The sequence below is a fragment of the Celeribacter marinus genome (genome assembly GCF_001308265.1).
GTDB classification, from domain to species: domain Bacteria; phylum Pseudomonadota; class Alphaproteobacteria; order Rhodobacterales; family Rhodobacteraceae; genus Celeribacter; species Celeribacter marinus.
The window spans coordinates 2,617,758-2,638,770 of the sequence record NZ_CP012023.1 but is presented as its reverse complement, the minus strand read 5'-3'; the positions used below and the strand labels follow the sequence as shown (position 1 = coordinate 2,638,770).

21 protein-coding genes are annotated in these 21,013 nt (G+C 56.3%); 4 read left to right on the top strand and 17 right to left on the bottom strand.

Translation table 11 applies throughout. The features are described 5' to 3' along the window. The first annotated feature begins 182 nt into the window (after positions 1–182). Both IMCC12053_RS13180 and folD read left to right on the top strand, forming a co-directional pair. Positions 183–509 carry a chorismate mutase gene (locus IMCC12053_RS13180; RefSeq protein ID WP_062219784.1) on the top strand — a complete coding sequence of 109 codons (327 nt, stop codon included), beginning with the start codon at positions 183–185 and terminating at the stop codon, positions 507–509. After that, entirely contained in the window at positions 506–1,408 is a 903-nt protein-coding gene (folD, locus tag IMCC12053_RS13175) for a bifunctional methylenetetrahydrofolate dehydrogenase/methenyltetrahydrofolate cyclohydrolase FolD (protein WP_062219782.1), read from the top strand. The genes IMCC12053_RS13180 and folD overlap by 4 nt, the downstream gene beginning before the upstream one ends. 95 nt (positions 1,409–1,503) lie before the next feature. On the opposite strand, the gene IMCC12053_RS13170 is transcribed toward folD, so the two are convergent. Next, positions 1,504–2,304: an NAD(P)-dependent oxidoreductase gene (locus IMCC12053_RS13170; protein ID WP_062219780.1), complete on the bottom strand. Its 801-nt coding sequence runs from the start codon at positions 2,302–2,304 to the stop codon at positions 1,504–1,506. 113 nt (positions 2,305–2,417) lie between these two features. Further along, complete coding sequence (locus IMCC12053_RS13165; RefSeq protein WP_062221340.1) at positions 2,418–3,731, bottom strand: P-loop NTPase family protein; 1,314 nt, start codon at positions 3,729–3,731, stop codon at positions 2,418–2,420. A gap of 187 nt (positions 3,732–3,918) precedes the next feature. Here IMCC12053_RS13165 and IMCC12053_RS13160 point away from each other — a divergent pair, with 187 nt between their 5' ends. Next, positions 3,919–5,556: a hypothetical protein gene (locus IMCC12053_RS13160; protein ID WP_143090005.1), complete on the top strand. Its 1,638-nt coding sequence runs from the start codon at positions 3,919–3,921 to the stop codon at positions 5,554–5,556. Between the two features lie 8 nt (positions 5,557–5,564). On the opposite strand, the gene IMCC12053_RS13155 is transcribed toward IMCC12053_RS13160, so the two are convergent. The 12 genes from IMCC12053_RS13155 to IMCC12053_RS13100 all read right to left on the bottom strand — a co-directional run bounded on the left by IMCC12053_RS13155 (position 5,565) and on the right by IMCC12053_RS13100 (position 16,494). Beyond that, complete coding sequence (locus IMCC12053_RS13155; protein WP_062219776.1) at positions 5,565–6,059, bottom strand: A24 family peptidase; 495 nt, start codon at positions 6,057–6,059, stop codon at positions 5,565–5,567. Further along, on the bottom strand, positions 6,059–6,913 hold the full coding sequence (locus IMCC12053_RS13150) for a tetratricopeptide repeat protein (RefSeq protein WP_062219773.1): 855 nt from the start codon (positions 6,911–6,913) through the stop codon (positions 6,059–6,061). Before IMCC12053_RS13150 ends, IMCC12053_RS13155 begins: the two co-directional genes overlap by 1 nt. Positions 6,914–7,036: 123 nt before the next feature. Then, positions 7,037–7,615: a tetratricopeptide repeat protein gene (locus IMCC12053_RS13145; protein ID WP_062219771.1), complete on the bottom strand. Its 579-nt coding sequence runs from the start codon at positions 7,613–7,615 to the stop codon at positions 7,037–7,039. A gap of 42 nt (positions 7,616–7,657) precedes the next feature. After that, positions 7,658–8,632 carry a type II secretion system F family protein gene (locus IMCC12053_RS13140; RefSeq protein WP_062219770.1) on the bottom strand — a complete coding sequence of 325 codons (975 nt, stop codon included), beginning with the start codon at positions 8,630–8,632 and terminating at the stop codon, positions 7,658–7,660. A gap of 49 nt (positions 8,633–8,681) precedes the next feature. Beyond that, positions 8,682–9,650, bottom strand: coding sequence for a type II secretion system F family protein (locus IMCC12053_RS13135; protein WP_062219768.1), 969 nt, complete (start codon positions 9,648–9,650; stop codon positions 8,682–8,684). An 18-nt stretch (positions 9,651–9,668) separates the two neighbouring features. Then, on the bottom strand, positions 9,669–11,114 hold the full coding sequence (locus tag IMCC12053_RS13130) for a TadA family conjugal transfer-associated ATPase (protein WP_062219766.1): 1,446 nt from the start codon (positions 11,112–11,114) through the stop codon (positions 9,669–9,671). Between the two features lie 31 nt (positions 11,115–11,145). Continuing rightward, the gene (locus IMCC12053_RS13125; RefSeq protein WP_062219755.1) at positions 11,146–12,402 is read right to left on the bottom strand and encodes a CpaE/TadZ family protein; all 1,257 of its coding nucleotides are present in this window, start codon (positions 12,400–12,402) and stop codon (positions 11,146–11,148) included. A 202-nt stretch (positions 12,403–12,604) separates the two neighbouring features. Next, positions 12,605–13,261, bottom strand: a complete 657-nt coding sequence (locus IMCC12053_RS13120; RefSeq protein ID WP_062219753.1) for an OmpA family protein — start codon at positions 13,259–13,261, stop codon at positions 12,605–12,607. A 4-nt stretch (positions 13,262–13,265) separates the two neighbouring features. Next, complete coding sequence (locus IMCC12053_RS13115; RefSeq protein ID WP_062219751.1) at positions 13,266–14,708, bottom strand: type II and III secretion system protein family protein; 1,443 nt, start codon at positions 14,706–14,708, stop codon at positions 13,266–13,268. Positions 14,709–14,951: 243 nt separating this feature from the next. Next, entirely contained in the window at positions 14,952–15,794 is an 843-nt protein-coding gene (gene cpaB, locus IMCC12053_RS13110) for a Flp pilus assembly protein CpaB (RefSeq protein ID WP_062219749.1), read from the bottom strand. A gap of 263 nt (positions 15,795–16,057) precedes the next feature. Continuing rightward, positions 16,058–16,255, bottom strand: a complete 198-nt coding sequence (locus IMCC12053_RS13105; RefSeq protein ID WP_062219747.1) for a Flp family type IVb pilin — start codon at positions 16,253–16,255, stop codon at positions 16,058–16,060. Positions 16,256–16,296: 41 nt separating this feature from the next. After that, positions 16,297–16,494, bottom strand: coding sequence for a Flp family type IVb pilin (locus tag IMCC12053_RS13100; protein WP_062219747.1), 198 nt, complete (start codon positions 16,492–16,494; stop codon positions 16,297–16,299). 380 nt (positions 16,495–16,874) lie between these two features. Between IMCC12053_RS13100 and IMCC12053_RS13095 the strand changes: the two genes are divergently transcribed. Further along, positions 16,875–17,786, top strand: a complete 912-nt coding sequence (locus IMCC12053_RS13095) for a lytic transglycosylase domain-containing protein (protein WP_236852433.1) — start codon at positions 16,875–16,877, stop codon at positions 17,784–17,786. Positions 17,787–17,864: 78 nt separating this feature from the next. Here the strand turns inward: IMCC12053_RS13095 and IMCC12053_RS13090 are convergent, their stop codons facing one another. From IMCC12053_RS13090 to IMCC12053_RS13080, 3 genes are read right to left on the bottom strand one after another with little or no spacing between them, the layout of a single operon-like run. Next, positions 17,865–18,602: an SDR family NAD(P)-dependent oxidoreductase gene (locus IMCC12053_RS13090; protein WP_062219745.1), complete on the bottom strand. Its 738-nt coding sequence runs from the start codon at positions 18,600–18,602 to the stop codon at positions 17,865–17,867. Next, positions 18,599–19,924, bottom strand: coding sequence for an FAD-binding protein (locus IMCC12053_RS13085; RefSeq protein WP_062219743.1), 1,326 nt, complete (start codon positions 19,922–19,924; stop codon positions 18,599–18,601). The genes IMCC12053_RS13090 and IMCC12053_RS13085 overlap by 4 nt, the downstream gene beginning before the upstream one ends. After that, positions 19,905–20,909: a lysylphosphatidylglycerol synthase transmembrane domain-containing protein gene (locus IMCC12053_RS13080; RefSeq protein ID WP_062221334.1), complete on the bottom strand. Its 1,005-nt coding sequence runs from the start codon at positions 20,907–20,909 to the stop codon at positions 19,905–19,907. The genes IMCC12053_RS13085 and IMCC12053_RS13080 overlap by 20 nt, the downstream gene beginning before the upstream one ends. Between the last annotated feature and the right edge of the window lie 104 nt (positions 20,910–21,013).

The following is a 21,013-nucleotide window of genomic DNA, read 5'->3' as shown; positions in this document are numbered from 1 at the left end:
TTTCATTGGGGCGATCTGGTGGCGGACGGATGATGCGCCGTACAAGCCAAGATAATCCGTTCCACCCGATGCGTGCCAAAGGGGCGCGTTGTTCCCGTAGGAGCGATTTTTTATGATTACGAGTAAAGCGTGATCTTCAAACCCCACAAAACCCGTGCTACAGCGGGCGCGGAGGCCGCGACATGACATTTAAATCGCCGCAAGACTTTGACACCATGGATGATCTGCGGGTGCAGATTGACGAGATCGACCGCGCGTTGATCCGCCTGTTGGCGCTACGCCAAAAGCACATCGATCGCGCCGCACAGATCAAGCCCGCAGCGGGCCTACCCGCGCGCATTGACGCCCGTGTTGAGGATGTCGTGGCAAAGGTACGATCCGCCGCACAAGCAGACGGGTTTGAGCCGGAGACCGCCGCGGCCATGTGGCGCCTCATGATCGAGAATATGATTGCCCGCGAAGAGCGCGCAATGCCCCCCGAACAGACCAATCAAGGACCGACATCATGACAGCTCAAATCATCGACGGAAAAGCCTTTGCCGCGACCGTGCGTGCCAAAGTGGCCGATCACGTTGCCCGCATTAAAGAAGCGCAAAACATCACACCGGGATTGGCCGTTGTTTTGGTTGGGGACGATCCGGCATCCGAAGTCTACGTGCGCTCCAAAGGCAAATTGACCGTCGAAGTTGGAATGAATTCCTATGAGCACAGATTGCCTGCCGAGACGGCCGAGGCCGATTTGCTGGCGCTCATTGAGCAACTCAATGCGGATAGTGATGTGCATGGCATTTTGGTGCAGTTGCCGCTTCCCAAGCACCTTGACGAGAGCCTCGTGATTAATGCGATCGCGCCCGAAAAGGACGTTGACGGGTTTCACATCTCCAATGTTGGTCGGCTGGCTACGGGCCAAAAGGCGATGGTCCCGTGTACGCCGCTTGGCTGTTTAATGATGCTGCGCGATCATCTTGGCTCGTTGTCGGGGTTGAATGCGGTTGTGATCGGGCGGTCCAATATCGTGGGCAAACCGATGGCACAGCTTTTGTTGGGTGACAGTTGCACCGTTACGGTGGCGCATTCGCGCACCAAAGACCTCGCAGATGTTGTGCGCCGTGCAGACATCGTTGTGGCCGCCGTGGGGCGTGCCGAATTTGTGCCGGGTGACTGGATTAAAAAGGGCGCGACGGTGATTGATGTGGGGATCAACCGCGTTGCTGCACCTGAAAAAGGCGAGGGGAAATCGCGCCTCGTGGGGGACGTAAATTACGCACAGGCCGCGCAGAACGCCGGTGCGATTACTCCCGTTCCGGGTGGCGTGGGGCCCATGACAATCGCGTGTCTTTTGGCCAATACATTGACGGCGTGTTGCCGCGCACACGGTTTGGCCGAGCCCAAGGGTTTGACCGCCTAGCGCCGTTCAGACGGAAAGCCGGTGGAATTTTTGTTGGCCAATGGATGGCCGTGCATCGGGCCAAATGTGTGCCCGATGCCGTTGGTTCTATCATGTTAGTCGACAGGTTTGAGGGCGCGCATGCCGTCGATCATGATCTGTGGAATGGCCGTTGATGCGCCCTCTGGGGCGGCATCGATCATACAGCCGAGATCCTTTATAAAGATCGCGATCGTGTTGTTTGGCTCGTAGCCGTGCTTGGCAAATTCGATGTCTTTGTAGCGTGACGTAAACCAGTTTTGCGAGGTTGCCCCCTCGAAGAGATCAAGCAGTTTGTCCTCGTCCAAACCCGCCTCTCGCGCCCAATCAAGGGCCAAACGCCCCACGATGACGTGGCTTGCGCACAGCATGTTGTTGAGGACTTTCGCCTGTGCGCCCATGGAAAACTCGCCCATGTGTTTGATCGTTTTTCCCATACCCTCAAACAGCGTCATATTGTCTGCAACTTGCGCCTCGGTGCCGCCGATCATAAACGCAAGTGTGCCTTCGCGGGCGCCAACTTCGGCCCCTGACATTGGCGCATCGATCACGTTTAGGTCGGCAGGTAGTTTTTCGCGCAGCGCCAAGAGGTAGCGCGGCGATAGCGTGGACGAGATGATAAGCGTCTTAAGATCGGTTGCCGCCTCAATCATCTTTTGTGTCTCGAGCAAGAGCGCATCGGTTTGATCGCCATCGCGCACCACAGTGATGAGCGTTGTTAGCCCGTTCGCAAATTGCGCAATGTCGTTGGTAACGGGGAGGGTGAATTCGGACGGATCACGAATGTCGAACCCCACCGCGTCAATTCCATTTTTGCGCAAATTGGTGAGCATTCCGCCCCCCATCCGACCAACGCCAGCCACTCCGATTTTTGTCATAGATTGTTCTCCCTTTACGGGAGCATGACGTGGATGCGGGCGTTTGGAAAGTTAGAAAATCTAACGCCATTTTGAATTGCACCTTCATCGTCGCGGTGGCGATTTGGGCGCGTTTAGTGGTCGAAATGGCTTTCTTTCACGAACATATTGGCCCATGCGCGGTCAATGAGGTCGGGTGTCATTTGATACGGTAGCCCGTCAAAGTCGCAAATGGCCATGATTTGATCGATCAAAAACACCGGCTGATAGTTGGCGTAGACGTTGTTGATTGTCGCGTACTTGTGTTTGAGCAGATACACGAGGGCGGCCTCATTGAGGGGCACACCTTTTTTCTTGGCGACCATCGCAAAGATTTTGAGAAAGCCGGCCTGATCAGGCCCGTCGATTTTGATTTTGTAGAAGATGCGGCGCAACGCGGCTTTGTCGAAAATCTCGTTTGGGTGGAAGTTGGTAGAGAAAATCACCAAGGTGTCAAATGGCACCTCGAACTTTTCGCCCGATTGAAGCGCTAGAATATCCTTGTTCTCTTCGAGCGGGACAATCCAACGGTTGACCAGTTTTTGCGGTGGATCCTCTTGGCGGCCAAGGTCATCGACGATGAAAATGCCACCCGTGGATTTTAGTTGAAGCGGGGCCTGATACGTACGTGCGGTCGGGTTGTAGACAAGATCAAGCATGTCGAGCGATAACTCACCGCCCGTCACCACGGTCGGACGTTCACAGCGCACGTAGCGACGATCAAAGCGGTTGGCCGTGCGACGAAGGGCGGTCGCGCTATCCTCATTTTCCTCGCGTTTGACGTGCATGAGGGGGTCATAGACGGTGACCACCATCCCGTTGTATTCGATCGCCCGCGGCACATAGATCAGATCGCCAAGTGCGTCACGGATACCGTTTGAAATCGATGATTTTCCGTTGCCCGGTGGGCCGTACATTAGGATCGAGCGGCCCGCACCTACGGCTGGTCCGAGTTGGTCCAAAAGGTCCGGCGGCAAAATAAGATGGCCCATTGCGCCCGTGAGGGCGGCGCGCGTGATCATCATATTGCGCACGGATTGCTTTTTGACCTGTTCGGCGTAACGCGCGAGCGGGATTGGCATCGGGCCAAAGTATTCGGATTGCGACAGCGCGTCGAGCGCACGCGCTTTTCCGGTGTCCGAGAGACGAAATCCCATTTCGGAACTTGATCCCGCGTGCAGCGTTCCCGTTGCCTCAACGAGGCCTTGTTCGCGTACATTGTCTACCAAATCTTGGGTTAAGGTGGCAGGCAAGCACATGGATTGCGACAGCTGCGTCACATGCTCTTGGTTGGTGCGAAACATGGTCTTGAGTAAGATATCGCGCATCATGACCATATTCAGGCCCGTTTCCGCCAGTGTTTTGGGTTGGGTCGGGGCCAAGACGTTGGGCTGCACTTGCATATTCATCGCGCGATCTTTCACATTGCTCGTGTCGCGCGTTGGTGGCGCAACTGGATGGGTCACGATTTGGATATTGGGGAAATTCGGCACCAATAAGGCCGCATTTTGGTCTTTGTCCCTTTTTTGCTGACGCATTTGGCCGTAGCGTGTGCGCAAACTAAAGATGCGAACAGTCATCAAAGGCATGGTAAAAATGGGCAAGATTTCATCAACGCGCTACGCATTGGTTTTGGCGGGGTTGATCGCGCTTTTGGGTGGGGTCGGCTTGGCCAAGGGCGGGTTGTATATCGACCGCTTTGAGGGTGATACGGCCTACATGGTCGACATGGTGGCGCGTATGGTGATGGGGCAGGTGCCCCATGTTGATTTCGAGACACCGATTGGATTGATGGCCTTGGTGCCCGTGGCGGTGATGGCCAAGGCGGGGTTTGGTATTGGTCAGGCCTTTATCGCGGGACAGATTTTGGTGGCGTTGATCCTCGCGCCCATAGTTTGGCGCGTGGGCACCTCGCGGCTGACCGGTGTGACATCGTGGGTGTTTGGCGTGGTCTGCATCGCACTCGTTCTGGCGCTTGTGCACGGCGAGGATATGTTGTCGGTGTCTGTCTCCATGTATTACAATCGCTGGGCGTGGGTGATGGCCTTTGTCGCGATTTTGCTCGCGGTGGTGCCGCCGCATGACGATCACGTAAACCCGCGCCTTGACGGGGTGTTTATTGCACTCGCGCTCACGGGTTTGGCGATGTCCAAGCCTACGTATTTTGTCGCATTCTTTGTCCCGATTGTTTTGGCGTTGGTGATGCGGCGTGCCGTGTCGTCGCTTGTGTTTGGTGTGATTGCCGGCGCGCTATGTGCTGCATTGATCGCGTTGTTTTTCGGGGTTGGCATTTTCGAGGCTTATATAGGCGATCTTTTGACGGTGGCGCGCTCTGAAACCCGCGCCGCCCCCGGTTTGCCGTTGGCGCAGATCATCAACGGGCCGCAGTTCCTCGTTGCGACAATTGTGGCGATTTTGTCGGTGGTGGTGCTGCGGCAAAGCGGTCAGGACCGTGCCGGATTGCTGTTGATGCTTTTGCTCCCCGGCTTCATCTACGTGACCTATCAAAACTTTGGAAATGATCCCAAATGGCTCATCCTTTTGGCGATCTATTTGCTTGCACATCGCCCTGCGCGTGGGGTGCGCGTCTTGTTCAATGCGGATGGTAAGGCGGCGCTAAATGCGCTTGCGCTGGTGTCGTTTGCGCTCATCATGCCGTCCTTGCAAAACATCGTGACAAGCCCGTTTCGCCACCTGTCCGAGAACACGCAAAACTACAGTGTATTGATGTCGGATGCACCGAAGTTCAATGATGTCTTTGCCTTTAACGAGCGCTCCAATGTGGTCTTTGCACGCCGTATTCTTGCGGACGAAATTCCCGCGTTAGATGACTATCAGGCCGAGAGCAAAGCGCGTGAGGTCACAACATTTTTGGGTGAAGCGTTGCCGCGCTGTGCGCTTGTCTCTGGTGATACCGCCGTTGACACCTATATTGCGGATCGGCTGAAACAATCGCCCTTTAATTTCGCGCCCGAGACACAGTTCTATATGGCGGATGTTGCGTCGATGGTATGGATGATTGGCGGCTTTGCGCCGCTCAAAGGCGGGGCGCCGTGGTATTACGCCGGAACACCGGGCCTTGAGAATGCGGATGCTATTGTGGTGCCGCTGTGCGCCCATTCGGTGCAATACCGCAAGGCTGCGCTGAGTGCACTGGAGGGGGCGGGGCTGCGCGTATTGGCCCCGATCCGTGACGATCTGTTTTTGGTGTATCCGATTGTGCGTGGCGACTAAAAATCGTCCTACGCACCAAAGGTTGCGATTGCGAAATAGGTGATAAGCGTGCCTGCCAAGGCGAGGCCCATCGGAAATTTATTGTGGCCCCATGACACCCAATCGGGTGTGGCGCGGCGTATGGCAGGGACCGCGCGGAGGATGCGGTGGGCCGTAAATGCACCAAGTAAGAATGCGCAAAAGATCATCAGTACGGGCATGGCATCGGCCAAGGGAATGAACATGGACATCGCAGCGGCAAATTTACCATCGCCCGCACCAACGCCTGCGAACATGAACAAAAACATTCCGACGCCGTACATGATGACGCCGTGCGCAAAGCCCCATAGATATTGCTCGAACGACAACACAAATGGTCCGCTGATCACATAGATCGCCACCAAAACCAACACCAATGCGTTGGGCAATTTCATGCGTTTGAGATCGTTAAATGCGCTCACAAACGCCACCGGCGTAGTGGCCACAAGAAACCAAAGGGCCGCACCTGTTGAAAGTGTCAGCATCAGTTCGTCACATTGTCCTCAAGGGCGCGCAAGCTGCGCACGGCGGCCTCGAAGTGTTGTGGATGCGTTTCAATCGCCTCTTTGATCAGTCCCTTACCCATCACGGCATCGCCCGACTTCACGGCAGACAGGCCAAGGGTGTAGAGCAATTGTGCGCGCTCGATCTGGGTCATTTCGACAACAGGAAGATCGTATTTACCTTGTGCTCCGCGCGCCAACACCATGTTGTTTTTGGCGGTAAAGAGGGAGGGGTCATAGGTAATGGCGCGGCCAAACAGGACTTCGGCATCTTTAAATTCACCGCGTGTCAATTTGGAGTAGCCCCAGTTGTTGAGCACGGACGAGGGCTTGGTGGTTAGGCCGGCTGCGGTTTCGTAGAAACTATCGGCTTTTTTCCACTCTTGGTTGCTGTCGGCAATCATCGCCTCAAGGCGGTAGCGTTTATAGGTCTCGTGGGTTGGTGGTACGGCGTTGAGTTGCTTTTCCGCGCCTTTCCAATCGCCAATGCGGATCAGGGCATCGGCGTAATCCACACGGTCGTCGCTGGTCGCGTCGTCGTGTTTCATCACGGCTTCCCATGCCTTGACGGCGGCGTCTGCGTTGCCTGACCGGATGAGCGATTTGGCAAGCCCGCGTTTTAGGTCTGAGCGCGAGGGGTCTTGGGCAACAGAGCGCGAGAAATAGGACACAGCCTCGTTAGGGTCGGCCGCGCCGAGCATCAATTCGTTGAGGTTGCTTTCGTCAATCACATTGACGCCCGTTTTTGCCCGCTTCACTTCGGACATGGCACCTTCGCATCCCGAAAGAGCCATCGCGCCCGTAAGAGCTAGCGAAATCATTACAATTTTGCGCATGGTGCCTGCCACCCTTTATGTCTGCTCGTTTCGCTCGACTGCTCAAGGGGCCGTTTTATAGCTATGACGTGGCCCGTTTTCGGATCCTTTTGTCATAGATCGGGGTTTGACCCCACGGTCCACCTAGCGTGCCAGTAGGAGATAATCCCCCGTGCCACGACGCACCAAAGCGAAATCACTTTCGTTTTCATCAATATATGCAGGGTTTTCGATTTTGGCGAGTGCCAAGCGCAAATTGTCGCGTATGTCGGCAGATTGGCCACTATCCAAGGCGAATGCGATGCGAAACACGCGTTCGGCCTCGCCGTAATTGCCGCGCTCCATCAACACAACGCCCAAGTTATTCCATGCAGGAACAAAGGTTTCGTCCATATCCGTGGCGCGGCGCAAAACACTTTCGGCTTGTCCCAAACGGCCCAATTTGAGGTTCGCAGACCCGATTGCCGAGAGGGTATCAACTGTGACGCCCTGTTCGCCCGCCGCGCGGTAGTAGGATTTGAGCGCCAACTCATATTCACCCGCCTCCATCAGGCGGTGCCCGACCAATAGCCCGTCTATGGACGTTTGGGATGAGTTGAGGCCACTGGGCGCATAAGGGCTTCCCTTGAGCTGGCTGAGGCCACCCGTGTTGCACGCGGCTAAGGCGAGGCTTGCCGCGCAGATCGCGGCAAAGTAGGGCAGGCGCGATAGGCGGCGCGACATTGAGGTATCCTTGCTCAGTTTGCCGCGCCACCTTTGTGTTCGCTAGAACTTTGTGGTGTTGAGCAGCGTGTAAATATCATAGACCGACGGACCAATCAGGATGATCAACAGCGGCGGCACGGTGAGCATCATTGTGGCAAGGGTCATCTTGGTAGGCAACTTGTTTGCGGCCTCTTCGGCGCGCATCACGCGTTTATCACGCATTTCGGCGGCGTATATCCGCAATGCATCGGCAATGGACGTCCCAAAGGCCTGTGATTGAATAAGTACCGTCACAAAGGACGCAACATCGGCCACGCCAGCGCGTTCGGCCATATCGCGTAGAACATTGACCTTATCCTTGCCCGCCTTGATCTCGAAACTGACGATGTCGAATTCGTCGGCAAGGGCGGGAAAGCCGGAACGGATTTCGCGAGCAACGCGGATAATTGACTGATCCAGTGATTGACCCGCCTCAACACAAACCAGCATGAGATCGAGCGCATCGGGAAAGCCGTTGGTGATTTCTTCCTTACGGGCTTCAACGCGGCGCGTGACCCAATACTTTGGGAAGTAGTATCCAATACCACCCGGAAGGATGATATGCATGATCATTGCTTGGGTGCTAAGTTCTTGTGTCTGGCTTTTGATCATGGCGAGGATCAGACCAAACGCCAAAAGGCTCAGGCCCAATGCGAATTGTGAAAAGTGGAACATGCGAACGGCGTTCTTGCCGCGATACCCCGCCTGAATGAGGGTGAGCTGTGCTGCGGAATACTCTTCTTCGTTTTGCGGTTCGAGAAAGGCCGCATATTTTTGGAGCTTGTCGACCTTTTTTTCGTCGCGCAGTTTCGCCCCTTTGACATGGCGATCCTTGCCGTGGCTTGAATCCGTCAGGCGGTCAAACGGATCTCGCCGCTTGTTCATCAGCATCAGTAACGCCGCGAGGATCATCACGGCGCCAAGCACACCGATTAAGATCAGCGGACCAAAGGGGCCAAGCTCTTCACCGAGTAGTTTTGTAAAAAGATCCGTCATAGGGAGTATCCTTGTAGGGCCGTTTTGGCCTTGTCGGGCAAAGGGTCGATCAAACTTTGATGTTCACAAGAGCTTTCATCACAAAGACGTTGGCGACGAGAAATCCCGCGACGATGAGGGCGGCAGGGATGAAGGCACCTGTGTCTTTCACGGTGTCGAAATAGTCAGGTTTGCCGACCGCGATGAGGATGAGAGCGCCGACAGGAAAGCCCGACAGGAACTTACCCGACCATGCGGCCTCAGCCGTAATTGCCTTTACGCGTCGAAACAGTTTGAAGCGTGAGCGGATCACCTTGGCCAATCCATCCAGTACTTCGGCAAGGTTGCCGCCTGATTGTTGTTGGATTGACACCGCCACGGCGAGAAAGCGCAAATCCTGCATATCAAGGCGTTCAGCCATATCTTTGAGAGCTTCGCCGACATCGCGCCCGTACGCACTTTCATCCGCGATCACGCCCATTTCGGTGCCCAACGGATCGGGAACTTCTTTGGCGACAATGTTTAGTGCGTTGGCAAAGGGGTGTCCGACACGCAAGGAACGTACCATAAGCTCAACCGCATCGGGCAGTTGCTCCTCGATCATCGACAGGCGCTTTTTGGCTTTGCCGTTGATCCAGACGAACACCGCACCAACCCCGATCACGACGGACACTATGGCACGTATTGGCACAGAGGTCGCGGTTCCGATGGTCAAGCCGACAAAGGCGAACGCACCCAAAAACCCCATAACCATCAAGAGCTGGACAGGCGTAAAGGCAATATTGGCCTTTTGCGCTTTCTCGGCGAGGATGGAGTAGAGCGGGATCTGGCGCGAGCGCAGGTGTTGGCCCATCTCCTTGCGAAGCTGGTTGAGCACCTGCTCGCGATCACCGTTTTTCTCAAGCATCTCATAGCGCCGGTTCACCTTTGAATTCAGCGAAATACTCTTGCCGAAAACGGTGAGATAGATGCCCTCAACAAGTAAGAGCACGGCGATAAAGACAATCCCGTAGATGATGGGTTCAATAGTAAGGACCATGGCGTTTCCTGACCTGCCTTAAGAGGGTTTCGTGGGTTCGTATAGCGATGCGGGCAAATCGTAGCCCCACATGCGGAACCGCTCGGAGAAGTGTGACCGCACACCAGTCGCCGTGAAGTGACCGATGATTTTATTGTCGGGCGTCAAGCCGGTGCGCTGATAGCGAAACACCTCTTGCATGGAGATGACGTCACCTTCCATGCCGGTGATTTCGGTGATTGATGTCATGCGGCGCGAGCCATCTTGTAGGCGCGAGGCCTGAACGATGAGGTTCACAGCCGACGAGATTTGCGAGCGCACGGCCTTGAGCGGCATTTCGATCCCGGCCATAGCGATCATGTTTTCCAGACGCGACACACCATCACGCGCGGAGTTGGCGTGGATCGTGGTCATTGATCCGTCGTGGCCGGTGTTCATCGCTTGAAGCATGTCGATCACTTCCTCGCCACGGGTTTCACCGACGATGATCCGGTCGGGACGCATACGCAGGGCGTTTTTGAGACAATCGCGTTGAGACACGGCGCCTTTGCCCTCGACGTTGGCAGGACGACTTTCCATGCGGCCCACGTGGGTTTGTTGGAGTTGAAGTTCGGCGGTGTCCTCAATTGTGAGGATGCGTTCATCGTCGTCGATAAAAGACGAGAGGGCGTTGAGCGTGGTGGTTTTACCCGACCCCGTACCGCCTGATACAATCACGTTGAGGCGCGAGGACACGGCGGCCTGAAGGTACACGGCCATTTCTTCGGTGAAGGCACCAAAGCGCACGAGATCGTCGATCGCCAGTTTCTCTTTTTTGAATTTACGAATGGAGACGAGCGAGCCATCCACGGCCACGGGCGGCACCATGGCGTTAAAGCGCGATCCATCGGCAAGACGGGCATCCACATAGGGGTTGCTCTCATCGACGCGGCGACCCACGGCGGAGACGATTTTGTCGATAATCCGCAACAGGTGCTTTTCGTTTTTGAATGTGATGTCCGTGAGTTGCAGTTTGCCATCACGTTCCACAAAAATCTGTTGCGGGCCGTTTACGAGAATATCGTTGACGGTGTCGTCTTTCAAAAGTGTTTCAAGCGGGCCAAGACCGCGCACCTCGTCATAGAGGTTCTGGTTCAATGTTGCGCGCTCGTCACGGTTGAGGACCATGCCCAAATCGGTGAGCGCCTCGGCGGTGATGGCCGAAATCTCTGCGCGCAGCTCTTTCTCGGGCGCTTGTTCGAGGGCGGAGAGATTGAGATCTTCGAGCAGGCGTTTGTGCATCTCGACCTTGATGTCTGAAATGCGTTCCTTGCGTTTGATTTCCTTGTCCGCTGGGACGACCTGCGCCGCTTTTGCGATCACACGTCTGGTCACCGCAGTTTTGTGCGGGGCCGCGCCTGTTGGGGCCGCGGTCGCCCTTGGGGCGGCGGCTTCTGGAACGGGTTGCGCCTTTGCGGCGTCATCTTTTTTATATCTCGAAAACATACTCGGTATTCCTCAAGGGAGTTGGGCGGCCTTATTCGGCGGCTTCCAAATGTTCTACTTGGTGGGCGTGTATCGATGCGGCGAGTTTCATAATCTCTTTGCGCAGCGGGGATTTGGCGGCCTCAAGGGCAAGTGGGAGACCTTGATCGCAGGCTTCTCGGACAATCTTGCCGCCGTCCGGTAGCTGCACGTCAATTGCAATTTCGAGGTTCTCGGATAGGCGTTTGATCCGTGATTTCGCGTTAAGGTCCATGGCTTTGGGTGCACGGTTCAACAAGAACCGCAGTTTCTCCCATGGCAAATCTTCGGCCTGAAGGGCGGTGCGCAGACGCATGATGTTTTGCGCCGAGCGCAGATCCAATTCGAACGGGACGAAATAGAACTCGGAGGCGGTCAAAACGGCTTCGGTCCAGTTGACCAAAGTGGTTGGCATATCCACGACCACGTAGTCGAATTGCGATTTGGCCATGTCGATCAAGCGTTCGATGTCCTCACTGCTAATGAAGTCGAGCGGGAGCAGGTCAGGCGGCGCGGTCATCACGGCCAATGTGTCATTGAACTCGACCAAGGCCTGACGAAAACTGTCATCATCCATCAACTCGGTTGAGGTCAAAAGCTCGTACACGGCCTCGCGGCGTGGCAGGTCGAGATAGGTCGATACCGAGCCGTATTGTAGGTTGAGGTCGATCAAAAGGACGCGTGGCTGAGGTGCTTTCTTTTCGATATTGGCGAGTTCCCAGGCGAGGTTCACGGCGAATGTTGTCGCCCCTGCGCCACCGCACACGGCCTGCACAGGCAAGACCACGCCATTGCGGTTGCTCTTTGACTTGCCGTAGAGCGTGCCTGCGGATGTCTCGACAAAATCGACTGCCGGCGCTTTTTCAGGACGGTCAAGGCGTGCAATAGCCTCGTTCAATGCGTTCTCTGGAAGCGGGTAGGGAATGAAATCTTCGGCGCCTAATTGTAACAGCTGATGCAGCGCCATGGGCGACACTTCGTCCGCGATCAAAATCACCTTAACGCCTTGTACCTTGGCGGATTTGATCAACTCCGCGATCATCGCCAATGCGCTTTCGTCCTGTTGATCAATGGCCACGGCCACGAATTTCAGGCTACCGCTATCAGGCTGACGGAAAAATTGGCGTGCATCATCGAATGACAGATCACCCCAGGCTTCGCCCAGTGCGTCCTCCATATCTTCGATCAAAAGATCGAAGTTTTGCACGTCACGGCTGATGGTACATGCCACCAGAGGTGCGTTGGTCTGCAATGCAGTTTCACTCGTCATTGCCTGCGTCCTTCTCTCATGTCGGAGCGCCGAAAGAGCAAAGGCAATGTTTTAAACCAAAACCGCCACCTGTTCTTTTGACGCGCAGTCCGACTCGGTGGTCGGACATACTGCTCCCAATAAGAAGAAGGTGACGGTGAATGTGGGCAACAATGGGGCCAAAATCGCGTAATAATTCGCTATTTCACAACATTGATAAAATTTACTTGGTTTCTTCCTCACCAAATTTGATCAGCTCGGACGGCGCCGTTGCGCTTTCGATGTATTCGCGGTGCACGATGTCGGCGTAGCGGCTATCCATCACAATCGGATCGCTCTCGACGAACCCTGACACTTCGGTCACGGTGCGGCGGTTGCGGCGTTCGGGTTGGTCGATCGCAACAATAGGTTGGCTTTCGCCATATGAGACCATGGCCTCAAGACGTGATTTGGAGATCCCCGCGCGGGCCAATTCGTTCACAACTGCCTGTGCGCGGCGCAGGCCAAGGCGTTTGTTCGCCGCGTCCGAGCCGACAAGATCGGTATGCCCGTAGACACGGAACCGCACCTCGGGGAATTGCGAGATGAAATGCGCCTGACGCGCGATGACGGCGCGCGATGCTGCGTCCAAAACGGCGGAGTTGAATGCAAAGTTCACCGTTGTGGGCACGGAGGAGGCAAACCGCTCGTTGAGGTTCACGGCGTATTTGAGTTCCCCATTATGAACCAAGGTGTTGTTCATAGTGGCGTTGCCAAAATCACCGGCATTCAGGTAGCCACCGGCCTCTTGGTAAAAGCCGGAAAATGCTTTGGAATCCGAACAGGCTGTGAGCGCAAAGAGGGCGCAGGCCGTAAGTGCTGTTGTTGTCGTGACACGCATCTGATTACTCCATCACGTAGCCATAGGACCCTTGGAAGTCCTGTTTCGCCACTTCGCCTGCACCGCCGGATTGAGGCTTGGTCGTACCCCCAAAGGTTTTGCCAAAGAGGAACATTTCAGCTTCGGTCGGGACGCGAACGCGGTCCGTTGGAAGGATCAATGCAGCACCTGAAGTTGGCGATACAAGGTGCGGTGTCACAATGATCACCAGCTCTGATTGAGCGCGCTGATAGTCCATAGAGCGGAACAACGCCCCTAAGACAGGAATGTCACCCAACCACGGCACCTGACCGTTGAGATCTTGGAAATCATCTTGCAACAGGCCCGCGATTGCAAAGCTCTGACCATCGCGCATTTCTACCGTGGTCGACGCTTCGCGGCGCTTAAACGAATTGAGCGAAAAGCCGTCAATAGCGTAGCTGACCGTGCTGTCGATCCCCGATACCGCCGCCTTAAGTTCGAGGTTGATCTGATCGCCATTGACCACGCGCGGGATAAATTCGAGTTCAACACCGAAGGGTTTGTAGTCAATCACGATGCCATTGGGTGTTTGTACTGGAATAGGGTATTCTCCACCCGCAAGGAATTTCGCCTGTTGGCCCGAAAGCGCGGTGAGGTTCGGCTCTGCCAAAGTGCGTACAACGCCTTTTTGCTCCATCGCCTCGAGGACGACCGCCAACTCGACGCCACCCAAAGATCCGCCAAACTTGATTGCGCCCAGTGCATCGTCTTTGGCCGTAAGTGCGCCCGTGACGCCGTTGGCTGCGCCAATGAGTGTCCCAGATGAACCACCCGACCAATTGGTCGCCGCATCAATCGCGCCGGTGGCGGGGTCGATGACGTTGATATCATTGAGAAAGCCCACAGAAGACGATAGGTTTTTGGACACCGACCGCGCCATTTCGGCAAAGCGGACTTTGAGCATCACCTGTTGCGTGCCGCCGATGTTCATCAAGTTGGACACGCGGCCCGGTGCATAGCGTTCGGCCAATTCAACCGCGCGCTCCATCCGCGTAACCGATGAGATGACGCCCGAAAGCACGATACCATCGTTTGCTGTGCGCACCTCAATACCCTCGCCGGGCATGATCTGTTTCAGGCGCTCTTTAAATTCTGTAATGTCTGGCGTGACCTGAATTTGGACGTTGGTGATTAACGAGCCGTCAGGGGCCAAAAGGGTCATTGTTGTGCGACCGGGCGCACGTCCCAAAACATAGATCGAGCGATCCGACAATGTCGAGATGTCCGCGATCTCCGCGTTGGCGACTGAAATTTCTGCAAAGGGTTCGTCGCTTTCGACCACAACTGCGCGGTTCATCGGGACATTGAGCGTCCCCGATGGCGCGCCAGTCATGACACGAAGTTTATCGGCGAATGCCCCTGTCGGGGTAGTCCCAATTACGGCGCACCCGATAAGGGCGGCTTTAAATATATTCATCATTTTCATGTGATCCTGCCTCTTTGATCACGCCTCAAAAATGGGGTCTAGCGCCCCGATTACCGTTAACATGCGCCAAACGGCAATTTTTTGCAAGAATCAATCTCTTGGCGGACTTTTGTGATGTGGGTTTGGCATAGATCGAGCGCAAAAAAAGCCAGCGGCTCACCGCTCAAATGCACCATAAGGCATTGAAAACGCGCGCACCCTTTAGGATTGGGGTGCGCGCAAAAGTTTTGGTCGCCGTGCTGATTATTGTGCGCAGGGGATCGGCATTTCGATGATTTCGGCCCCTTTACGGGTGCGCACAGTGCAAACGCGGGCGCGTTCGGCCTCAACCAGTACTTGTTCTTCGATGCCAAGCAGAGAGTTTTGATCGACCTGAACGGCACCGACCGTTGTTTGATCGTCGCGCCCGACAAGAGCCAGTGAAAGGCGTCCCGATGACTGTGCTTGAGCCAAGGCTGCAACCTGTTCTTGCGTCACTTCGACGGTGACGGTGCGCGCAATCGTCGGCGATTTGCGCTCGCCATCGGATGTCTGGTCCACGGCGACAAGCGGGATCGACGACTGAATGAGTTTGGTGACATCGGTTTGTGAGCCGGGCAGGCGGCCACTCCAATAGACATCGACGCGGTCGCCCGGACGTAAAAAGCCGGACACACCCGTCGAGACATCCACGGAGATCGCAAAGGCGCGCATCCCTTGGCCAAGGCGCGAGGCCACGCCTGCGTCTTCACCTGGTGCGGTGACTTTGATGGCTAAAATCGGCTCCATTGCTTCGGCGGCACGCAGCGCGATACGCGGGACTTCAAGACCCTCTGGGAACAATTCCTCGGGTGTGCGAAAGACGCCCTCGGGCATGCTGTCGAGTGGCCAACGCACGAGCTTCACCAAATCGGGTGTCACGGCGTCACCATATGAAATGCTCTTTGTCAGGACAAAAATGTCCTCGGTTTTGACGATCTGGGTGCGGTTTGCCTTTTCGGCGGCAAGTTCGGCCTGATACGTCGACATATAGCCACGGGTCATGTGAACAGCAAAGCCAGCAAGGGCCATGCCGATGACCAGTACAAGTCCAAAGATAAGGCGCATGTGGTTTTCCTCTTTCTACGGGTTTTGAGACAAAACCCTGAACGACTTGGACATAGCATCGCGTGCAAATGTGGCATTCAGGTGGTGGACCCGCGGCGGTGATAAGGATTTTTGCTTAACATCCGACGAAGCGGGGTCCGCGATCTTGGATTGCGCTGTCTGGGGCGATGCGTGGTGCGTCATGCGTAAAATCCGCGCCCAAATGCAGGGCGCGGATTTGGTGTGTTTTGCTCGGACCCGTTGGGCCCGAGATCTCAGTTCGCTTAGAAGCCGCTGATGGTCGTTGTACGTGCAGCAAGGTCGGCGGAGATTGTGGAGCCGAGGGACTTTGTGCCGTTTGCAACAGTTGTGAGAACTGCAACGCCGAGGCCAACAACTGCGGATGTCAAAACAACCCAGTCAACAGTTACAGCGCCGTCTTCGTCACGGTTAAAGCGGTTTGCGAGTTTGAAAAATTTCATATCAGTGTTCCTTGTGTGTGAGTGGTCAAGCGGGGCTTAGATTAGAAGCCGCTGATTGTAGTTGTGCGAGCTGCGAGATCTGCGGAGATTGTCGAGCCGAGCGATTTTGTACCGTTTGCAACAGTTGTGAGAACTGCAACGCCGAGGCCAACAACTGCGGATGTCAAAACAACCCAGTCAACAGTTACAGCGCCGTCTTCGTCACGGTTAAAGCGGTTTGCGAGTTTGAAGAATTTCATAGTCAGTCCCTCCTAGGGTCGTTAATTTCATGTCCACGTCTTGGCGCTTCGGCGCTGGTGTTTCCCGTACCAGTTGGTCGCTGTCTGCGTTTCGATGAGGCTATATGGCCCCCGAACTGGGGCAAGAGTGGGGCAGCATTGGTACGTTTTTGGAACTATGAAAATTTTAGAGACTTATGCACTTAAGTAATTGATAAGTAACGATATTAAATCTTAACCAATTCTAACAAATCTGCTTGCAGGGTAAAAAGAGGATTAATGATCAAATGCAATTGATCTCGAAATGCCTCTAATGACTGGCTTGAGGTGGCTTTTTTTGCGATCTTGCAACAAACCGATCGGATGGAGCGCGGGGAGACCGCGTAGTTAGGTATAGATTATTGTTATTTTCTTCGACTCATCTGCGCGCGGCGGTTTTTGCGGGCCTGTGTGGCGGCGCGGTCTTTGGTTTGCCTGCGTTTGCCCAAGATATTGCCGGACCGATCGTGCCCAAAACGCTGGGTGGGACTACAGTCACGACCAAACCCGCGTGGGGTAAAGTCACGCCAAAACGCATCGGTGTGCCTGTGGGCGGTGCGTCCAAACGTATCACCGTGCAAATCCGCCCCACTGATATTGCCCGCCAACAAGGCGAGGGCGCGGGGACTGCGCCCAATACGGTGCGCGTAAGCACGGATCCTGAAGTCCCCGCCGATCTACAGGACTGGTTTTGGAACGCGGTGCCGCATGATGTGACGGGGGCCGCACCGGAACGGTTTGCCCTTGCGCTCAAGGCACTCGATGCTCCGCAAGCGGCAGGCCTGTCAAAGCCCACGTTCCAACAGGTCACAGATATTGCCAACGCTTACGGCACCGATTTGCTCGTTCATTCGATTGGCACACAGGTCAGCCCTGCCTTGGCACTGGCGGTTATGGCGGTCGAAAGCGCGGGCAAGGCCGATGCGCAAAGCGGGGCAGGGGCGCAGGGGTTGATGCAGTTGATCCCCGCAACTGCCGAGCGGTTCGGCGTGACGGACTCGATGAACCCGTCCGAGAACATCAAAGGCGGCATTGCCTACCTCGATTGGTTGCTCACGCATTTCAACGGTGATCTGGCGCTTGCCCTGTCGGGGTATAATGCGGGCGAAAACGCGGTGAGCAAACACCAAGGCCCGCCGCCCTACGCCGAAACCCGCGCCTATGTGCCAAAGGTGCTTGCGGCGTGGCAAGTGGCGCGGGGGCTCTGCGTGACGCCGCCCGATCTGTATTCAGACGGTTGCGTGTTCGCCACCAACGCACTTCGCAGCGAATAGCAAAAGGGCGCCACAGCGGGCGCCCTTTGGTTTGTCTCTTTGTCGAATGATCTCAACCGAGCCGCCTCAAACCCGACTTTAGATGCTCATCTTTTTGAACACCGCCTCGGGGATGTGGCGAATGATCAACATGATGTAGCGCCAGAAGAACGGCGTGTAGATCACGTTGCGTTTCATTTTGACGGCTTTGAGAATGTCGTCCGCAACCTTTTCGGGGGCGGCGACGAGGAACATACCCTCGACATCCCATGTCATTGCGGTGTCCACGAACCCGGGCTTGACGGTGACAACATGGCCGCCCGCGCGGGTCAGGCGGTTGCGTAGGCCCGACAGGTAGGTGGCAAAGCCCGCTTTGGCAGACCCGTAAACATAATTCCCGATGCGGCCACGATCGCCGGCCACGGACCCAACGCCCACAACGGTGCCTTGGCCACGCGCCTCCAATTCGGGGGCGAGCAGTTGCAAGAATGTGGCGGGGCCGGTGTGGCTGTCCTGTATGACGCCCTCGATCAGGGACGGGTCGGCGTCAATCGCGTCTTGGCTTGGCATCGAGCCGACGAAGACGGCGCAGTTGATTTCGCCCTCTTGCGATGTCGCGCGTTCGATGATCGGCGCAAAGGTGGCAGGTTTGCGCGCGTCAAAGGCGAGCGCTTCGGCGGCAGTTGCCCCGCGGGCCACGCAATCGGCGGCAGTCGCCGCGAGGTCGTCCATGTCACGACCGCATAGCAACAGGGTTGCACCTTGGGCGGAGAGTTTGCGGCTCAACGCGCGGGCCATTGATGAGGTGGCCCCTAGGATGATCCATGTGGTGTTCATTGCGCTGTCTCCTGTGGGTCGCGCAGGCTCAGGCGGCGCACGATATCAGTCTCAAGGTGGCGGTCGGGGTCGGCCTTGTTCACGGCTTTGGCCCATTTGGCGTGGTCGGGGTACATGCCCGCGATTTGTGCCGCCGAGGCCACGCCGTCTTTGGCGAAGTAAATCCGTCCACCCGCGTCACGGGCCAGATCGGTCAATTCCTGTATCAGGAACTCGGACCCTTGGCGGTTCGGGAAATCAACGGCGAGCGTATAGCCCTCCATCGGGAACGACATGTAGCCACCACGCCCCGCGCCCAGCTTTTTGAGCACAGCGAGCGGGGAGGCGAGGCCGGAGTTGGCGATACGTTCCAACATAATGCGCAGACAGGCGGTTTTATCCAGTGGCACCACGCATTGAAATTGGTTGAAGCCCTTTTTGCCATACAGACGGTTCCAGTTGTGGATCGCATCCAATGGAAAGAACGGTTCGGAAATCGGCTTTACGCTTGTGCGCCCACTTGCGGGGACGCGGCGGAAATACAGCTCGTTGAACAGGCGGACGATGGGCGCAGAGAGCGCCCAGCTTGGTGCGTTAAACGGCACTTCGCGGGTCTTGTCCTTTTTGGCGTGCACGCCTGATGTGATCTCGCCCTCTTCCAAGATGCCGCGCCCGAGCGCGTTGCCCTTGGCTGTGGCGTCGATCCACCCCACGGTGTAGTCGGTTTTGCTATCGTCAAAGGCCACGAGGAACTCGTCGAACCCGTCAATACGGCGCTCGGTCAACACCATCATGTCGCCTTTGCAGGGCATGAGTTGCACCTTTGCCGAGGCGATCACACCCGTTTGGCCAAGGCCGCCGATGGTGGCTTGCCACAGATCCGGTGCGGATTTGGCGGTGATTTTGCGCACCTTGTCGCCCTGAATAAGTGTGATTTCGGTGACGTGCTGACCAAAGGTGCCCGCCGTGTGGTGGTTTTTGCCGTGGACATCGTTGGCGATACAGCCGCCGATGGTGGCAAATCCGGTGCCGGGCATGACGGGGGGAATCCATCCTTTGCCGGCAAACGCGCGACCAAGATCACCGATTGGCATCCCCGCCTCGACCTCGACCACACCCGTGGCCGCGTCAAAGGCGATGACACGGTCAAGGCGCGTCATATCATAGGCGCGGCCATCAGTGTTGAGTGCTGCATCGCCGTAGGAGCGGCGCATGCCGAATGCGGGAGCGGCGACCTGCGCGGTCAGGCGCGTCAATGTCGATTGACGTTCAGGGCGTGCAACGTCACCCGTTGCGGTGTGGGCGCGACCCCACCCAGTGTACTCAAGCGTTTTCCAAACCATGGGAGACCTTTAGCGATTTGCGTTCTGCAATTGGAAAAACCACAAGCCCGATCGCGATTGCGAACCAAAGCGTGGTTAGGCGGATGATGGCCGTGGCGGGCACGGACATCGCGAGCGGAATTCCCTCAAGGGACAAAAGCGCGATCATTGCGGCTTCGGCCCCGCCCACACCGCCCGGCGCGCCGGTCAGGCCGCCCGCAAGTGTGGAGAAGAGGAAAATAGCAATGGCGGTGGATAGCGAGACATCTGCCCCGATCCATGCCAACAATAGGTAAAAGGCCACGCCCTCGGCCAGCCATCCAATGAGCGCTAGCACGGAGCCTGCGAACATTGCGCCACCTTTGGCAAACGGCGCGAGCGAGCGGGCGGCGCGGCGTATGCGGGCAAAAGCGCGTGGTGCCTTACCGGTGGCGCGGTGGCCCCAGTTTGCGACCGATGCTAACAGGCGCGGACGGGTGGCGACAAAGGCGGCGGTCAGGGCCAAGGCTGTGACAAACGGGCCGCCCGAGATGGTGGCGCTAGAGGACGCCAACGCCGCCCCCATCAAAATCGCCATCGCCGCCAAATCCGAGGCACGGTCCACAAGCACAAGCGGGGCGGTGCGATCTATCGCCCAACCCGTCTCGCGTTTAATCCACCGCATCCGTACCAATTCGCCCAATCGAGCGGGGGTGACGGTCATGGCAAAACCGCCAAGGAAGTGTCGAAAACTCGCGGAAAGGCCAACGGCAAGGCCAAGGTGGCGCGCAAACAAGTGCCAGCGAAATCCGCGCAACAGGTAATTGGCCAGTGATAGCCCAAGCAGAGCGGCGACTTGCCAAAGCGACAATTTGCGAACTTGCGCGAGTGTCTCATCCCACCCTGTGGCCGCCGCCGCACCGATGAGACCAACCACCACAAGCCCCAAAAGACCGAGCATAAGTGCACGATCACGCCACGCGTGTGCGGTTTTTTTGTGGGGGGGTGGTAGAGTTTGGGTCGACATCTTGCTCGTTTTCTGAGGTTTCGTTGTATCGCTTTTTAGCGACAAAATAGGGCAAGAATATGATGCTGTTTCGATTTTATAAACAATCAAGCCAAGGTGACGAC

Bases quoted from the DNA above. Each gene is read 5' to 3' on its own strand.
- IMCC12053_RS13180 (WP_062219784.1), top strand. From the start codon at position 183: ATGACATTTAAATCGCCGCAAGACTTTGACACCATGGATGATCTGCGG.
- folD (WP_062219782.1), top strand. From the start codon at position 506: ATGACAGCTCAAATCATCGACGGAAAAGCCTTTGCCGCGACCGTGCGT.
- IMCC12053_RS13170 (WP_062219780.1), bottom strand. From the start codon at position 2,304: ATGACAAAAATCGGAGTGGCTGGCGTTGGTCGGATGGGGGGCGGAATG.
- IMCC12053_RS13165 (WP_062221340.1), bottom strand. From the start codon at position 3,731: ATGAATATGCAAGTGCAGCCCAACGTCTTGGCCCCGACCCAACCCAAA.
- IMCC12053_RS13160 (WP_143090005.1), top strand. From the start codon at position 3,919: ATGGGCAAGATTTCATCAACGCGCTACGCATTGGTTTTGGCGGGGTTG.
- IMCC12053_RS13155 (WP_062219776.1), bottom strand. From the start codon at position 6,059: ATGCTGACACTTTCAACAGGTGCGGCCCTTTGGTTTCTTGTGGCCACT.
- IMCC12053_RS13150 (WP_062219773.1), bottom strand. From the start codon at position 6,913: ATGCGCAAAATTGTAATGATTTCGCTAGCTCTTACGGGCGCGATGGCT.
- IMCC12053_RS13145 (WP_062219771.1), bottom strand. From the start codon at position 7,615: ATGTCGCGCCGCCTATCGCGCCTGCCCTACTTTGCCGCGATCTGCGCG.
- IMCC12053_RS13140 (WP_062219770.1), bottom strand. From the start codon at position 8,632: ATGACGGATCTTTTTACAAAACTACTCGGTGAAGAGCTTGGCCCCTTT.
- IMCC12053_RS13135 (WP_062219768.1), bottom strand. From the start codon at position 9,650: ATGGTCCTTACTATTGAACCCATCATCTACGGGATTGTCTTTATCGCC.
- IMCC12053_RS13130 (WP_062219766.1), bottom strand. From the start codon at position 11,114: ATGTTTTCGAGATATAAAAAAGATGACGCCGCAAAGGCGCAACCCGTT.
- IMCC12053_RS13125 (WP_062219755.1), bottom strand. From the start codon at position 12,402: ATGACGAGTGAAACTGCATTGCAGACCAACGCACCTCTGGTGGCATGT.
- IMCC12053_RS13120 (WP_062219753.1), bottom strand. From the start codon at position 13,261: ATGCGTGTCACGACAACAACAGCACTTACGGCCTGCGCCCTCTTTGCG.
- IMCC12053_RS13115 (WP_062219751.1), bottom strand. From the start codon at position 14,708: ATGAAAATGATGAATATATTTAAAGCCGCCCTTATCGGGTGCGCCGTA.
- cpaB (WP_062219749.1), bottom strand. From the start codon at position 15,794: ATGCGCCTTATCTTTGGACTTGTACTGGTCATCGGCATGGCCCTTGCT.
- IMCC12053_RS13105 (WP_062219747.1), bottom strand. From the start codon at position 16,255: ATGAAATTTTTCAAACTCGCAAACCGCTTTAACCGTGACGAAGACGGC.
- IMCC12053_RS13100 (WP_062219747.1), bottom strand. From the start codon at position 16,494: ATGAAATTCTTCAAACTCGCAAACCGCTTTAACCGTGACGAAGACGGC.
- IMCC12053_RS13090 (WP_062219745.1), bottom strand. From the start codon at position 18,602: ATGAACACCACATGGATCATCCTAGGGGCCACCTCATCAATGGCCCGC.
- IMCC12053_RS13085 (WP_062219743.1), bottom strand. From the start codon at position 19,924: ATGGTTTGGAAAACGCTTGAGTACACTGGGTGGGGTCGCGCCCACACC.
- IMCC12053_RS13080 (WP_062221334.1), bottom strand. From the start codon at position 20,909: ATGTCGACCCAAACTCTACCACCCCCCCACAAAAAAACCGCACACGCG.